Below are 16154 nucleotides of genomic sequence, written 5' to 3'. Positions count from 1 at the left end.
CACGCGGCGTGTTGTGGAACTCCGGCGGGGGAGCGACGGGCGTGCCGCATCCGTCACGTCCATACCCCGGCCGGGAGGCCCGTGGCGCCGCCGCCCCGTGCCTTCCGTCCGCCACGCGCGGGCTCCACCGCCGTGGGGACACGATCTGTGGCCTTCGTGCCCGCCGAGCGACGGTTCCTGCACCCACGCCGGGCTGCGCGCGGCGTGTCGTGCGACCTCGGCGTCGGAGCGCTCGGACACGCGCGGGTTTGTCCGCGGTCGCGGTTAGGCTGTTCGCGTCCCGCAAGCAGCTCGTTCGACCGGAGGTTCCGTGGCGGATTCCGACTCCTTCGTCCACCTGCACGTGCACAGCGAGTACTCGATGCTCGACGGCGCGGCCAGGCTCGGCGACCTCGTGCAGGAGACCGCTGCGCAGGGCATGCCGGCCGTGGCGGTGACCGACCACGGCAACATGTTCGGCGCCTTCGAGTTCTGGAAAGCCGCCAAGGCCGGCGGCGTCAAGCCGATCATCGGGACCGAGGCGTACATCACGCCCCGGACGCACCGCACGGACAAGACCCGTGTGCGGTGGGGCGACGGCGGTGGGGACGACGTCTCCGGTGCCGGTTCGTACACGCACATGACGATGTTCGCCGAGAACACGACGGGTATGCACAACCTGTTCCGGCTGTCGTCGAAGGCGTCGCTCGAGGGCTACTACTTCAAGCCGCGCATGGACATCGAGCTGCTCGAGGAGTACCACGAGGGCATCATCGCCACGACGGGGTGCCCGTCGGGCGAGGTCCAGACGCGCCTGCGCCTCGGTCAGTACGACGAAGCCGTCAAGGCCGCCGCCGACTACCGCGACATCTTCGGCAAGGAGAACTACTTCGCCGAGGTCATGGACCACGGGCTCGAGATCGAGCGTCGGATCATGAGCGACCTGATCCGGCTGGCGAAGGACCTCGACATCCCGCTGGTCGGCACGAACGACCTGCACTACACGCACTCGCACGACGCCAAGTCGCACGCCGCCCTGCTGTGCGTGCAGTCGGGTTCGACGCTGAACGACCCGAACCGGTTCAAGTTCGACGCCGACGAGTTCTACCTGAAGTCCCCGCAGCAGATGCGGCACGTCTTCCGCGACAACCCCGAGGCCTGCGACAACACGCTGCTCATCGCCGAGCGGTGCAACGTCGAGTTCGACACCTCGGCGAACTACATGCCGAAGTTCCCGGTGCCGGCGGGCGAGACCGAGCACTCTTGGTTCGAGAAAGAGGTCGCGAAGGGGCTGGACTACCGGTACCCGGACGGCATCCCGGCCGAGGTGCAGGAGCGTGCCGACTACGAGGTCGGCATCATCAACCAGATGGGGTTCCCGGGGTACTTCCTCGTGGTCTCCGACTTCATCCTGTGGTCGAAGAACAACGGCATCCGCGTCGGCCCCGGCCGTGGTTCCGGTGCAGGCTCGATGGTCGCGTACGCGATGCGCATCACCGACCTCGACCCGATCCGGCACGGCCTGATCTTCGAGCGGTTCCTGAACCCGGACCGCGTCTCGATGCCCGACTTCGACGTCGACTTCGACGACCGGCGCCGCGGTGAGGCGATCAAGTACGTCACCGAGAAGTACGGGTCGGAGCGCGTCGCGCAGATCGTCACGTACGGCACGATCAAGGCGAAGCAGGCGCTGAAGGACTCCTCGCGCGTCCTCGGGTTCCCGTTCGGCATGGGCGAGAAGCTCACCAAGGCGATGCCGCCGCCCGTGATGGGCAAGGACATCCCGCTCACCGGGATCTTCGACAAGGACCACCCGCGCTACAAGGAAGCCGTCGACGTCCGCACCGTGGTCGAGACCGACCCCGAGGCGAAGACCGTCTTCGACACCGCGCTCGGGCTCGAGGGGCTGAAGCGCCAGTGGGGCGTGCACGCGGCCGGCGTCATCATGTCGAGCGATCCGCTCATCGACATCATCCCGATCATGAAGCGGGAGCAGGACGGCCAGGTCGTCACGCAGTTCGACTACCCGGCAGCGGAGTCGCTCGGCCTGATCAAGATGGACTTCCTGGGGCTCCGCAACCTCACGATCATCAGTGACGCCCTCGACAACATCAAGAACAACCGTGGCATCGAGCTCGACCTCGAGACCATGGGGCTCGAGGACCCCGAGGCGTACGCGCTCCTGCAGCGTGGTGACACACTCGGCGTCTTCCAGCTCGACGGCGGGCCGATGCGTGGCCTGCTGCGTCTGATGAAGCCCGACAACTTCGAGGACATCTCCGCGCTCATCGCCCTGTACCGTCCGGGTCCCATGGGTGCGAACTCGCACACGAACTACGCGCTCCGCAAGAACGGCGAGCAGGCGATCACGCCGATCCACCCGGAGCTCGAAGAGCCCCTGGCGGAGATCCTCGGCGGGACCTACGGCCTGATCATCTACCAGGAGCAGGTCATGGCCATCGCGCAGAAGGTCGCGGGGTTCTCCCTCGGCCAGGCGGACATCCTCCGCCGCGCGATGGGCAAGAAGAAGAAGTCCGAGCTCGACAAGCAGTACGCGGGCTTCGAGAAGGGCATGCTGGACAACGGCTACTCGGCCGCGGCGATCAAGATGCTGTGGGACATCCTGCTGCCGTTCTCCGACTACGCGTTCAACAAGGCGCACTCCGCCGCGTACGGCGTCGTCTCGTTCTGGACCGCCTACCTGAAGGCGCACTACCCGGCCGAGTACATGGCGGCGCTGCTCACCTCGGTGGGCGACGCCCGCGACAAGCTCGCGCTGTACCTGAACGAGTGCCGCCGCATGGGCATCAAGGTCATGCCGCCGGACGTCAACGAGTCGATCGGCTTCTTCGCCGCTGTCGGTGAGGACATCCGGTTCGGCATGGGCGCGATCCGCAACGTCGGGTTCAACGTCGTCGACGACATCGTGAAGGCCCGCACCGACAAGGGCGCGTTCGAGTCGTTCCACGACTTCCTGCGCAAGATCCCGATCTCGTCGGCGAACAAGCGGACCGTCGAGTCGCTCATCAAGGCGGGTGCCTTCGACGAGTTCGGCGACTCCCGCCGCGCCCTGGTCGAGATCCACGAGGGCGCGGTCGAAGGCGCCGTCAAGGTCAAGCGGGACGAGGCCCACGGCAACGTCGGCTTCGACTTCGACTCGCTGTTCGCCGAGGTCGCCGAGGAGTCGCCGGCCACCGGTCCGGTGTCACAGGTGCCCGACCGTCCGGAGTGGTCCAAGCGCGACAAGCTCGCGTTCGAGCGCGACATGCTCGGCCTCTACGTCTCGGACCACCCGCTCGCGGGGCTCGAGATCGAGCTCGCGAAGCACCAGTCGATCACCATCGCTGACCTCATCGCGGCCGACGACTCGGTCGAGGGCGAGACCGTCACGGTCGCGGGGCTGCTGACGAGCGTGCAGCACCGGGTGGCGAAGACGAGCGGCAACCCGTACGGCATCGTCGACATCGAGGACTTCGGTGGCCAGATCGGCGTGATGTTCCTCGGCAAGACCTACCAGGAGTTCGGTCCGTCGCTCGTGGCCGACTCGATCGTGGTCCTGCGCGGTCGCGTGAACGTCCGCGACGACGGCAAGGCCCTGCACGCAGTGAGCATGTTCCAGCCAGCGATCGGCGACGCGATGGGCTCCGGCCCGCTCACGTTGTCACTGCCGGAGCGGCAGGCCACCACGTCCACGGTGACGGAGCTCGCGGCCGTGCTCGGACGGCACCAGGGTGAGACCGAGGTCCGACTGAAGCTGCTGAAGGACGACGTCGCGCGCACGTTCGAGTTGCCGTTCCCGGTGAACCTGACACCCGACCTGTTCGGCGAGCTGAAGAGCCTCCTCGGGCCGCGCTGCCTGGTGTAGCGGGGGCGTGACCGTGGCCGGACACCGGATCTTCGGGACGCCCTTCGCGGCGGTCTACCCGCACTACCTGGCGAAGGTGGAGCGGAAGGGCCACACGAAGGGCGAGCTCGACGCCGTCATCACGTGGCTGACCGGGTTCGACGACGCAGCGCTCGCACGGCACCTGGCGGACGAGACCACGTTCGAGGACTTCTTCGCCGCCGCGGAGCTGCACCCGAACGCGCCGCTCATCACGGGCGTGATCTGCGGTGTGCGGATCGAGGAGATCGACGACCCGCTCATGCGGCAGATCCGGTACCTCGACAAGCTCGTCGACGAGGTCGCGAAGGGCCGTCCGATGGCGAAGGTGTTGCGGACCGCGTGACCGGAGCCGGCGGGAGCGTTCCCGGCGCCGAGGTGCTGCGTGCCTTCGGGGTCGCCGGGTCCACGCCCGTGGCGCTCGCGGGTGGGCGCGGGCTGACCTGGCGTGCCGAGGGCATCGTCCTCCGGCCCCACGACGGCGCTGCGGTGACCGACTGGCGTGCCCGCGTCCTGGCGGAACTCGAACACCCATCGGAGTCCGAGCACCCGGCCGAGTTCCGCACACCCCGCCCCGTGCCCACCCGCGACGGCAGCTGGCGGTCGGGGGACTGGGAGGCGTGGGAGTTCGTGCCCGGCGCGGCCGACGAGTCCCGCGTCGAGGACGTGATCCGGGCGGGTCGTGCCTTCCACCGCGCGATCGCCGGCCTGGAGCGGCCCGCGTTCCTCGGCACCGATCCCGGCACCGCATCCAGCGCCGGCACCGACCCGTGGGCACGTGCCGACCGGATGGCGTGGGGCGAGGAACCGCTGCCGTCGGACCCGACCCTCGACCGGCTCGCCGCGGCGTTCCGCCCGGTCCGAGCACCGTCGCAGCTGGTCCACGGGGACCTGCTCGGCAACGTGCTGTTCGCCGACGGGCAGCCACCGACGATCATCGACTGGCCGCCGTACTGGCGTCCGGCGGGGTTCGGCACCGCGATCGCGGCCGTCGACGCGGTGTGCTGGCACGGGGTCCCGGTTGGTCGGCTCGACGCGCTCGGCGCCGACGAGCCGGAGTGGCGTCAGCTGCTGGTCCGGGCGCTCGTGTTCCGCATCGCGACGCTCCACCAGCTGGGCGCGTGGGACGCGACGTGCGTCGCACGCCACCGTCCGGTGGTCGACGTGGTCGCCGTCTGACGGGAGGCCCGTGGCGGGGCCGCCACGGGCCTCCCGTCAGCAGGTGCGTCGTGTCAGGCGCCGCGCCCGGTGATCGCGCGGATCCGCGCGACGACGCGGGGGTTGCGCGCACCGAAGCTCAGCGCGGTGAGCCGGCGGAGCGACACGGTCGCCCGGTGGACGAGCAGGCCCGTCGCCTCGGCGATGTCGGAGACGGCGTGCCACCGGGCACGGAGCGATGCCGGGTCGATCTCGGTGGCGGCCGCCATCCGGATCAGCTCGACGAGCCCCTCGCCGCCACGCCAGGAGGTGCTCTGGTTCTCGAAGCGGCGCAGGATGCGGTCGATCGCCGAGGCACGGTGGTTCGCGACGGCGTGCGACCAGCGCACGTCCTGCGACACCGGGTCGACGAGGATCCAGCGGGGGGCGTTCGCGTTGAGCGCCGAGAGCTGCGCGAACGTCGTCAGGGTGCCGAGGGCGATCGCGACGTCGAAGATCTGCCGCGGGCGACCGCCCACGGCGATGGCTGCCCCGGGGAACGCCTGCCGCGCGGTCCGGATCTGCGACTTCGCGACGATGACCGTCACGACCACGTCGTCCGGAGCGGCTTCGAGGGTGTTGAGGACTCGAGCGACGACTTCGTTCGTCAGGTCCGCCGGCACGTGCAGTGCGACGCGGACCACGTCGTCGTCGGGCAGGAACGCGTCGGCGAACACGTCGACGGCGTCGCGGTAGCGGGCGAGGAACAGGGCGACGGCGCCGGCGTAGAACGGGTACCGCTCGAGCAGGATGCGCTCGTGCTCCAGCCGGAGCGACGGGCCGCGGTCACCGCTGAAGCTCGTCGAGCCGGTGTGCAGGACGAGCGCACGGTTCGCCAGCACCGACGTGAAACCGTGCTCGTTGATGCGCAGGCAGAAGTCGTTCTCCTCGCCGTAGCCGGGGGAGAAGACCTCGTCGAACAGGCCGAAGCGGTCGACGATCTCGCGCCGGATCAGGAAGCAGAACCCCATCGCCACCGGTGACACGGTCGAGCGGGGGAGCAGGTACTTCGTGCGGCCGTGCAGCTCGCGCGTCCGGCGCGGCGGCAGCGTCGCACGCGGGTTGCGCCGGGCGTACGGGAACGACGCGATGGTCGCGTTGTCGCTTCGCGCACACACGACGCCGATCGCGTCGTCGGACGCGAGCACCGCGGTCATCTCGTCGAGGAACCCGGGCATCGGCACCGTGTCGCTGTTGAGCAGCAGGACGTCGTTGCCGGTCCGGTCGAGTTCGAGCACGGCGCGGTTGCAGTTGCCGACGAACCCGAGGTTGCGCGGGTTGCGGGTGTACTCGAAGCCGGGGTGCTCGCCGACGAGTTCGAGGACGCGGGCTTCGATCGTGTCGACGTGGGGTCCGACGTCGTTGGCCAGCAGGACCCGGTCGACCGAGAAGTCGACGGTTTCCAGCAGCGCCTGGATGCAGCGCTCGAGGCCGGGGAGGTCGTCGTAGATCGGGACGACGATCGTCACCGGACGTCGGTCGCGGCTCATCGTCGCACCAGCTTCCGCGCGACCACACCCGGTCGGGCGAGCAGTCGGCCGACCGTTCCGGAGCGGGCGCGCACCCGGTTCGCGAGCAGGCCGAGCGCGGCGCGCGCACTCGTGGCACCGAGCGACGCGTACGCGCCCGGGAGCTCGAACCAGTAGCGCGCGGCCTGGGGGAGTCGGTAGCCCTCGGTGCCGACCAGCGCGACGAGGCGTGCGATGGCCGCCGCGTTGTCGTGGCCTGCGCCCGTGACCGAGGCGAGCCTGTCCGGAGCAGCCGCACCGTGCCTCCTGGCCGTGTCCGGGTCGGCCGCGTACGACGCGAGCGCGTCCGCGAGGGCCGAGACGTCGTCGGCGTCCACGAGCACGCCGGTGACACCGTCGTCGACCAGCTCCGCGCTCCCGCCCTGGCGGGTCGCGACGACCGCCTTGCCCAGGGTCATGTACTCGGCCGTCGTGCGGCCGAAGGCCTCGATCGTCGACGGCGTGATGCAGACGTCCGCCGCCTGGATGAACGGAGCGGGCGTGTGCTGCTCGCCCGCGAACACGACACGGTCGGCGACGCCGAGCGCGCGGGCGCGCTCGGTCAGGCGCTGGTCCTCGCCGGGGTGCTTCCAGCTGCCGACGAAGCACACGCTCGCGGCGACGCCACGTTCGTGCAGCGCGCCGAGGGCGTCCACGACCCGGTGCTGCCCCTTCGACTCCTCGACACGCCCGAGGACCGTGATCCGGAGTCCGGGCTCGGCCTGCGGGAACGGTGCGACCGCCGGCTTCTCGTCCTTCGTGGCCAGGAGTCGCTCGGTGTCGACCGTCGGGTACGCGACGGACAGCTTGTCGGCGGAGATGTACTGCGCCAGGTGCTCGCGCATCGCCTCGGAGTTGGTGACGACGGCGCCGGACAGCAGGCCGATGTCGCCGAGGACACCCGCGCGCCCGGTCTGGAACTGCAGCCCGTGGTCGAGGTCGCCGTACTCACGGACGAACCACGCCTGCGGGATCCCGAGGACCGCGGCGGCGAACGACGCCCACGGTGCGACGAGGGTGTTCGTGACCACCAGGTCCGGGCGCTGCCGCTCGTACAGACGGATGATCGCGTTCACCGCGGCGTAGTCGACGGTGGCGAACGCCGCGCGTTCCGCGGCCGGAGCCGGCTGCGGGCTCGGGAGCGCCCACCCGCGGAACCGCAGGGCATCGTAGGACCAGCCGCGGTCGTCGAGGGCCTCGATGAACTTGCCCTTCGGAGCCTTCGTGACGAAGGTCGGGGTCATCGTCGGGTCGATCGCCAGCCAGTCCTCGACGAACCGGAGGAGGGACCGCTCCGCGCCGCCGAGGTTGACGGGCGCCGTCGAGTGGTTGGCGAAGCTGACGATCACCCATCAACTCTACTAATGATTTTCCAAGCGTTTGCTCTCTGGCCACTCGCCGCGCCCGTGTCACCGCGTCGAACGTGCGTTGTGCAACCAGTGTGCGAGAATGCCTCGTCCCTGAATCCCTGTGAGGAGCGCTCCGTTGCGCCCCGGAGGAGCCTGCACCCGAAGCATGACGTACCTGAACGAGCTCATGTCGTCGCGCGAGTTGCTGATGAACCTCACTGCGCGCGAGGTCAAGGGCAAGTACCGCCGCACGGTCTTCGGGCAGCTGTGGTCCCTGATCAACCCACTCGCGACGATGCTGATCTACACGATCGTGTACTCCTTCATCTTCCGGGCGCGTCTCGAGGTCGGTGACCCCAGCGGACTGAACATCTACCCGCTGTGGCTCATGTGCGGCCTGCTGCCGTGGATCTTCGCGCGCAACGTCATCAACTCGGGGATGACCTCGATCGTGGCCAACGGCTCGCTGATCAAGAAGGTCTACTTCCCGCGGATGACGCTGCCGCTCGCGGCCGTCGGGTCGTTCGGCTTCACGTGGCTCGTCGAGATGGGTGTGCTGTTGATCGCCCTCGCGATCGCGGGTTCGAACTTCTGGATCTACCTGCCGCTGATCGCGCTGACGATGGTGTTCCTCGCCATGTTCGCCGCCGGCCTCGGGCTGATCCTGTCGATCATCAACGTGCACTTCCGCGACATGCAGCACCTCGTCGGCATCGGCCTGCAGATGTGGATGTACCTGTCGCCGATCATCTACCCGCTGTCGCTCGTCGAGGACGCCGCGAACAAGGCCGGACACCCGTGGATCATCCACGTCTACAAGCTCAACCCGATCGAGCGGTTCTCCGAGGTCTTCCGGAACCTCATGTACGACAACCGTCTCCCGAACTGGACCGACCTGGTCGCGTGCGCCATCGCCGGATGCGCCTCGCTCGCACTCGGCTACTTCGTGTTCTCCCGCAACGAGAAGAAGCTGGCTGAACTGCTGTGAGCGATGCTGCCGTCACCGTCGACCACGTGTCGAAACGATTCCGCATGTACAGCGAGCGAAACGACTCGCTGAAGAGCATGGTCATGCGCGGCAAGAAGTCCGTGCACGAGGACTTCTGGGCACTGAAGGACGTGTCGTTCGAGGTCCCGCAGGGCAAGACCTTCGGCCTGATCGGCAAGAACGGGTCCGGCAAGTCAACGCTGCTGAAGTGCCTGGCGAAGATCCTCTGGCCCGAAGAGGGCTCGATCACTGCCCGCGGCAAGCAGGCGTCGCTGCTCGAGGTCGGTTCCGGCTTCCACCCCGAGCTCTCCGGTCGCGAGAACGTGTTCCTGAACGGCTCGATCCTCGGGATGAGCCGCAAGGAGGTCACGCGGAAGTTCGACGACATCGTGTCGTTCTCCGGCGTCGGCCACTTCATCGACCAGCCGGTGAAGAACTACTCGTCGGGCATGTACGTCCGACTGGGGTTCTCCGTCGCGGTCGCGGTCACCCCGGACGTGCTCGTCGTGGACGAGGTGCTCGCCGTCGGTGACGCGACCTTCCAGAAGCGCTGCCGGACGAAGTTCAAGGAGATGAAGGACGAGGGCCGCACCGTCATCCTCGTCTCCCACTCGATGAGCACGGTCAAGGACATGTGCGACGAGGTGGCTTGGCTCAACGAGGGCGAGCTGAAGATGATCGGCAAGACGAACGACGTCGTCAAGGCGTACAACGAGACCGTCTGAGCGCGAGCTCGACTGCGAGAGGGAACAGACGTGTCCGAAGAGACCCCCGCGACGATGCGGTCCGAACGCCGGTTCACGGTCGGCGTGGTCCTGGCCGTGTACAACGTCGCGCGCTACCTGCCCGACCTGCTGGGATCGCTCGAGCGGCAGACCCACCCGCTGACCGACGTGCAGCTCGTCTTCGTCGACGACGGCTCCACCGACGGCAGCCTGGAACTCCTGCAGGAATGGGCCGAGTCCCGCCGTGACCACGTCACGGTCGTGGGGCAGACGAACGCGTGGGTCGCCGCTGCCCGCAACTCAGGGATCGAACACCTGGATGCGGAGTGGGTGACCTTCGCGGACCCGGACGACGTGTTCGACGAGCGCTACTTCGAAGAGGTAGTCAAGTTCATCGGCCTCCACGGTGCTCCGCGCGTCGGCATGCTGGTCACGCACCAGCTGCGGCTCAACGAGCAGCTCGAGCTCGTCGACTCGCATCCGCTCCGGGTCAAGTTCGCGAAGGGGTCGCGGATCGTCGACCTGACGCAGGAGCCCGTCATCCAGATGGCCGTCAACTCGGCCTTCTTCCGGACCGCAGCGATCCAGGAACACCAGATCCGCTTCGACGGGCGCATCCGCCCGGTGTTCGAGGATGCCCACTTCATCGGCTCCTACCTGCTGGCGTCCGGACTGAGCGACGTCGGGATCCTCGCCTCGGCGAAGTACCACTACCGCGTGCGAGGCGACGGTACGTCGCTGATGGAGAGTCACTTCGACCACCCGGGCAAGTACACCGACGTGCTCCGGTACGGCCACCTCGACCTCATCCGCTCGGCCGAACGTCTTGGCGGCGTCCCCAGGTGGCTCGAGAACACGCTGCTCTACGACCTGTTCTGGTACTTCAAGAACGAACGTGCCCTGAACTCGGCTTCGGCACTGGCCCCGAGCCACACCTTCGACGAGTTCCACACGTTGATCGCGTCGATCCGGGCCGGGATCTCGGACGACGCCATCCGCTCCTTCGACGCGATGGGCGTCGAGTTCGCCGTGCGCAAAGCACTCCTCGACGGGTACACCGGTGCTCCGGTCCGGCCGCAGTACGCGAAGGTGGAACGGGTCGATGAGACTCGTCAACACGTCAAGTTCACGTACTGGTTCACCGGCGAGTTGCCGGATGAGCGGATCGTCACCGACGGGCGTGACGTCGCCCCGGTGTACGCGAAGACCCAAGACCTCGTCTTCTACGGCGCCGCGGTGCTCCGCCAACGCCACGTGTGGGTCGACCGTGGTCGGCTGACACGCCTCTGGATCGACGGTGCGGTGGTGCCGTTCAGCCGAGGCGAGCGGTACGAGCCGGACGAGGCCCTGACGCTCCGCCAGCTCCGGCCCCAGATCCTCGGACAGCGCAAACGACTCGAGGGTCGGTGGTCGGACGTGTCGACCCCTGCACTGCAGCACCTCAAGCGCCAGGCGCGCGAGGTGTACGAGAACGTCCGATCCGGGCGGTACCGCCGCCGGACCGAGGACGCGATCCTCGGTGTCTCGGTGCGGACGCGCCGGACACGCGAGCGGTACGAAGACGCCTGGGTGTTCATGGACCGTGACACCGATGCGAACGACAACGCTGAGCACCTGTACCGGTGGGTGCGAGCGAACCACCCAGAGATCAACTCGTGGTTCGTCCTGGCGCGGGGCTCGAAGGACTGGGACCGGTTGCGGGCGGAGGGCTTCCGACTTGTCGCGTACAAGTCGTCAGAGTGGCGGAAGCTCATCATGCACGCGGCGCACCTCGCCTCGTCGCACATCGACGTCTACGTGGTGAGCCCGCTCCCACGCTGGCGCTACGGACAGCCGCGGTTCACCTTCACCTGGTTGCAGCACGGTGTGACCAACTACGACATCTCCCGGTGGGTGAACTCCAAGCCCGCCGAGCTGTTCGTGACCGTCACCCCGCAGGAGAAGGCGTCCATCGCGGGTGACGGGCCGTACACCTTCACCGAGCGTGAAGTCGTCCTGACCGGGTTCCCGCGTCACGACGAGTTGCTGCGGAAGCGGCGTGCGACGCCGCCGGCGGACCGTGACCTGATCCTCATCATGCCGACCTGGCGGAAGAAGCTCGCCGGTCAGCAAGTGCCGGGCAGCAACGAGCGGGCGAAGAACCCGCTGTTCGCATCCAGCCAGTACGCCTTGGAGTTCGACGCGCTCATCGGTTCCGAACGGCTCCGGGACGTCGCCGCTCGTACCGGCAAGCGCATCGTCTTCATGCCGCACCCGAACATGCGTCCCTACCTGACCGACTTCACGGTGCCCGACTGGGTCGAGGTGTGGGACTTCGCGGCAGTGAACGTGCAGGACGTCCTCGCCCGCGCCGCGTCGATGGTGACGGACTACTCCTCGCTGGGGTTCGAGGCGGCGTTCATCGACGTTCCGCTGGTCTACTTCCAGTTCGACGCGGCATCGTTCTTCGACGGATCGCACGTCGGTCGCCGCGGTTACTTCGACTACGACCGCGACGGGTTCGGCCCGGTCGCCGACACCGTCGCCGGTGTCGAGGCTGCGATCGAACGCATCGGCGACGACGCGTGGGTGTCCGCCCCGGAGTACCTCGCGCGCACTGCGGCGGCCTTCGTGACCCGCGACGAGCACAACGCCGAGCGGGTGATCGACGCGATGCTCGCGCTCGACGGTGCTCCACGCATCACGGAGCCCCAGCAGGCCGTGGAACGCGTGACCAGCAGCTGAGCCCCGTCAGCCCAGCGCGGGGACGCGGACCTTCGTCTCGATCATGTTGTGGTCGGAGGGGATCACCGACGTCCCGGGGTTCCAGTTGTTGACGAACTCGTCACTGCCCTGCAGCCCCTGGGCCAGGATGTAGTCGATCCGCTGACCGTCCTTGTTCGGGTCATCGGCTTGCTTCGACGGTGCCTGGTAGTTGTTGTACGTCGTCTTGGCAGTTCCGTAGCGGTGCTGTGATGCCGAGGCGTCGTAGAAGCCCCCTCGGATCAACGTGGGCTGCGCGCCGTCGATCGCGTCCTCCGGGTACCGGCTGTCGTTGAGGTCGCCGCCCAGCAGGACGGGAAGCCGCTTGCCCGCGGCGTTCGGGGTGTTGACCCGGTTGAGCGCCGTCAGGAGTTGCGTGGAGTTCTGACCGAGGAGCGTCTTCCGCGGTGTGCTGTACGCGCTCGACGGGATGCCGTAGTGCGCGGCGACGACGTAGAAGGTGGTCCCGCTGCCGTCCTTGGCCTGCAACTCCGCCCAGGGGGTGTTCGTGTCCGGCGCCGCCGAGGCAGGGGAGACCTCGTAGTCCTTGATGCCGGCGAGGACACCGTGGTCGAGGACCGTGTACTTCGCCGGGTCGTAGTAGATCCGGTTGCCCTGGTGGGACTTGCTGACGGTCATCGGGGCGGTGTCGACCAGCTGCAGGTTCGGGAGGCGTCGATCGAGATCCAGGTAGGCCTGCTCGGATCCGGCACCGTTCGAGAGACCACTGGCCTCGAGGACGGTGAGTACGTCGGGGGCCTTGTCGTTGATCACCTTGGCGATCGCTGGCGCACGCTTGGCCCAACCGGGAGCGCCGCTCGTCTCGCAGCCGGAGCACAGGACGTTGTAGCTGGCGAGGTGCACGGGCGTGCCGGAAGCGTTCGGCTTCGTGGGCGTGGGCCAGGCGCTCACCTGCGCAGACTTCCGGACGAAGGTCGAGTTGAAGTAGGTGTTGCGCGCCATCGCGCGGACGTAGATCGGGTTCCCGTACGCGACCGAGGTCAGGTCGCTGTCGGATCCCGGCAGGGTCCACGTGCGGGTGGCAGGGTCGAACGCCGACGACCACGGCGTGAAGTGCGGCGTCCACCGGTCAGGGGTCCGGTTCTCGTTGGGTCCCGCTGACCATCGCACTTGGTAGTCGCTCGCGTTGGCGACCTCGGGGATCGACACCGTGACGCCGTTCGTCGCGGGCTTCGCCGTGATCGTGCCGAAGTTCGCCACGGCGTTCGGTTGGAGCTTCGTCGTGATCGTCTTCGCCCAGGCACCGGCCGTCGTGCCGGTCTTCGCCGCGACCGTCACGTAGTACGTCTTATCGGGCTGGAGCTTCGTCATCCATGCTCCGACGGTGGTCGAGTCCTTGTAGACCGGGCTGCCGAGATCCGACCGCGTCGACCACTTGAGGACGTAGGCGGTCGCCTTCGGGACCGCCTTCCAGGTCATCTTGACGCTCTTGCCGGCCCAGTCCTGTGTGGCCTTGGCGACACCGGTGACCTGGGCGGGCTTCGGCGCGGCACCTGCAGCGGCCGCGGGGACCAGAGACAGTGCTGCGACGACTGCGAGGGTGATGCTGAGACGGCTTACGGCAAAGCGCATGAGTTCTCCCGATCCTGGTGCAGACAGGCTAGTACACCCCCTCGAAGCCGGTGCGAGTGTGTGGAGGCCCCGATCGTCGAATACAGTTTCCAGAGTGCCGACTCCACAAAAGACGACCGTGCGCGCCGACATCCAGGGGCTCCGAGCTCTGGCGATCGGACTGGTCGTTCTCTACCACCTGTGGCCGAACCGATTGACCGGAGGGTTTGTCGGTGTCGATGTCTTCTTCGTCATGTCTGGCTTCCTCATCACCGGTCACCTGGTGAAGACGCTGGCTGAACGACCGCATCCCCGAATGCTCCTCGGCTTCTATGCCAGGCGGATCCGTCGCCTCGCTCCGGCCGCGGTGGTCGTTCTCGCCTTCGTCCTCCTGGTCACGATCGTCGTCGTACCTCCGTCGAGCTGGGCGCCGACCGCTTGGAGCGTCCTCGCCTCCACGTTCTTCGTCGAGAACTGGCACCTCGCTGCGCAGTCGGTCAGCTACCTCGAGACGGCGTCGCAGCCGAGCGCACTCCAACACTTCTGGTCGTTGTCCGTTGAAGAACAGTTCTACATTGTCTGGCCAGTTCTCCTGCTCGGAGTAGCGCTGATCGCGCGGAAGAAGGCAGCGCGAGCGATCCCCTTCGCAATACTCGTCGTCGGGGTTATGAGTCTCGCGTGGGGCGTGGTGCACACTCGCATTGACCCGGACGTCGCCTTCTTCGACACCACGGCCCGGGCGTGGCAGTTCGCGGTGGGGGGCCTGATTGCTTTCGCCCCTCGACCGGTGGGGTGGCTTCGCGGAATCCTCCCATGGCTGGGAATCGCACTCATCGCGCTCGCGGCACTGACGTTCTCGGATACGACACCGTTCCCGGGACTCGCGGCCGTGTTGCCTACGGCCGGAGCAGCTCTCGTGATCGCTGGTCGGTCGGACGAAGATTCCACATGGTCGTGGAGCTTCGTGTCTCGGTTCGGACCGGTGCGCTGGCTTGGCGACATCTCCTACTCTGCGTACCTCTGGCATTGGCCGCTGATCGTGCTCGTGCCTCAGGTCATCGGTCGTGACCTCGATCTCAGGTCGAAGCTGATGATCTTGATCGCCACGCTGGTTGTTGGTTCACTGTCGTTCGCGTTTGTCGAAAATCCTGTTCGGCGGAGCGCCGCCCTCTCTACCGGACGCTGGCGAAGCTTTGCGGCTGGTGCGACTGCAGCAGCCGTCCTCGCTGCCGCTTCTTTCGGTTCAGTCGGTGTCGCCAGCGCCGCCACCGCCGCTGCGAACGCGGCCATCGTCGCGAAGGTGTCGAACGGCGAGAGCTGCTATGCCGCTTCCGCGGTCGGCAGCGATAATTGCGGAGATCCATTCGGAGTTGTCGATAAAGCCGCTTTGCCAGCGTCGCTTGCCGACAAACCCGTCGCCTGGCAAGACAACTGCATCGACGACGTTACCGAGAACACAACAAAGCTGTGCAATCTCGGAGACCCCAACGGATCGCAGACGGTGCTGCTCTGGGGCGACTCGCACGCGGGTGCTTGGTCGTCGGCTTTCGACATCGCCGGGAAGATCAATCACTGGCGTGTGATCGTCGCGGCCCGTAACAAGTGCCCGTCGTCGCTGTCTGCTCCGGATGCCACAGCGTTCGGTGACCAACTTCCATCAGACCAACAGTCGTGGTGCGGAGCGCGGAACAATTGGGTGCTTGATCATGTCGTTCCGCGTGCTGACAAAGTAGTTCTAGCGAACCTGTGGGCGAATTACGTCTTCCCGGGTGGGCAGAGTCAACAGAATTCAGGATACGAAGGTGTCGTGAAAGGCGTTGAGGCTGTCGGCCGCGATGTCACCGTCATGCAGCACGTCCCGCTGACGGGCCCGACTCTGGAAAAGAAGGTGTGGGGACCGGACTGCCTTGCTGAAAAGCCCGCGAAGAGCTGCGCTAATCCGGTCGAAAAAGCGTATCCAGCGGCGACCAGCGCAGTCTTCGCAGGCCTCCAAGCCGACGGCTTCGGGCGTCAGGTCCGATACGTACCCGTGTACAAGGAGTTCTGCGACGACGATCGGTGCTACTCGGCAGTCGGAGGTGTCTCGGTGTACTTCGACGGGTCCCACCTCTCGCACTCCTACAGCAGTTCGCTCGGGCCGTGGTTGGCAAACGCGCTTAGTACGGCAAAGACACTTTCAAACTCGAACTTCCGGGCACCCGGGAAGTGACG

The 16154-nt window shown here is 67.3% G+C and carries 10 protein-coding genes; 7 read left to right on the top strand and 3 right to left on the bottom strand.

Annotated elements, in window-relative coordinates; genetic code table 11:
* Positions 1 to 361 precede the first annotated feature (361 nt).
* Genes dnaE through M4960_RS03825 form a run of 3 tightly spaced genes read left to right on the top strand, consistent with a single transcriptional unit; the run spans position 362 to position 5041 of the window.
* Positions 362 to 3844, top strand: coding sequence for a DNA polymerase III subunit alpha (gene dnaE / locus M4960_RS03835; RefSeq protein ID WP_374202877.1), 3483 nt, complete (start codon positions 362 to 364; stop codon positions 3842 to 3844).
* Positions 3845 to 3857: 13 nt separating this feature from the next.
* Positions 3858 to 4208 (top strand): DUF2200 domain-containing protein, encoded by a 351-nt coding sequence (locus M4960_RS03830; protein WP_248703598.1) that lies wholly within the window; start codon positions 3858 to 3860, stop codon positions 4206 to 4208.
* Entirely contained in the window at positions 4205 to 5041 is an 837-nt protein-coding gene (locus M4960_RS03825) for a phosphotransferase (RefSeq protein ID WP_248703490.1), read from the top strand. Before M4960_RS03830 ends, M4960_RS03825 begins: the two co-directional genes overlap by 4 nt.
* A gap of 53 nt (positions 5042 to 5094) precedes the next feature.
* On the opposite strand, the gene M4960_RS03820 is transcribed toward M4960_RS03825, so the two are convergent.
* Positions 5095 to 6549 carry a glycosyltransferase family 2 protein gene (locus tag M4960_RS03820; protein WP_248703489.1) on the bottom strand — a complete coding sequence of 485 codons (1455 nt, stop codon included), beginning with the start codon at positions 6547 to 6549 and terminating at the stop codon, positions 5095 to 5097.
* Positions 6546 to 7916 carry a glycosyltransferase family 4 protein gene (locus M4960_RS19600; RefSeq protein WP_248703488.1) on the bottom strand — a complete coding sequence of 457 codons (1371 nt, stop codon included), beginning with the start codon at positions 7914 to 7916 and terminating at the stop codon, positions 6546 to 6548. Before M4960_RS19600 ends, M4960_RS03820 begins: the two co-directional genes overlap by 4 nt.
* A gap of 166 nt (positions 7917 to 8082) precedes the next feature.
* On the opposite strand from M4960_RS19600, the gene M4960_RS03810 reads away from it, so the two are divergent.
* Genes M4960_RS03810 through M4960_RS03800 form a run of 3 tightly spaced genes read left to right on the top strand, consistent with a single transcriptional unit; the run spans position 8083 to position 12353 of the window.
* Entirely contained in the window at positions 8083 to 8904 is an 822-nt protein-coding gene (locus M4960_RS03810) for an ABC transporter permease (RefSeq protein WP_132100582.1), read from the top strand.
* A gap of 44 nt (positions 8905 to 8948) precedes the next feature.
* On the top strand, positions 8949 to 9629 hold the full coding sequence (locus M4960_RS03805; RefSeq protein ID WP_111039170.1) for an ABC transporter ATP-binding protein: 681 nt from the start codon (positions 8949 to 8951) through the stop codon (positions 9627 to 9629).
* 30 nt (positions 9630 to 9659) lie between these two features.
* Positions 9660 to 12353: a CDP-glycerol glycerophosphotransferase family protein gene (locus M4960_RS03800; protein WP_248703487.1), complete on the top strand. Its 2694-nt coding sequence runs from the start codon at positions 9660 to 9662 to the stop codon at positions 12351 to 12353.
* 6 nt (positions 12354 to 12359) lie between these two features.
* Here M4960_RS03800 and M4960_RS03795 read toward each other — a convergent pair whose 3' ends face one another.
* Complete coding sequence (locus tag M4960_RS03795; RefSeq protein ID WP_248703486.1) at positions 12360 to 13964, bottom strand: hypothetical protein; 1605 nt, start codon at positions 13962 to 13964, stop codon at positions 12360 to 12362.
* A 94-nt stretch (positions 13965 to 14058) separates the two neighbouring features.
* Here M4960_RS03795 and M4960_RS03790 point away from each other — a divergent pair, with 94 nt between their 5' ends.
* Positions 14059 to 16152 carry an acyltransferase family protein gene (locus tag M4960_RS03790; protein ID WP_248703485.1) on the top strand — a complete coding sequence of 698 codons (2094 nt, stop codon included), beginning with the start codon at positions 14059 to 14061 and terminating at the stop codon, positions 16150 to 16152.
* Positions 16153 to 16154 lie beyond the last annotated feature (2 nt).

Origin of the sequence: Curtobacterium sp. MWU13-2055, from assembly GCF_023242305.1 — a bacterium.
Classification (GTDB): domain Bacteria; phylum Actinomycetota; class Actinomycetes; order Actinomycetales; family Microbacteriaceae; genus Curtobacterium.
This window is presented reverse-complemented; position numbering and strand designations above follow the sequence as displayed.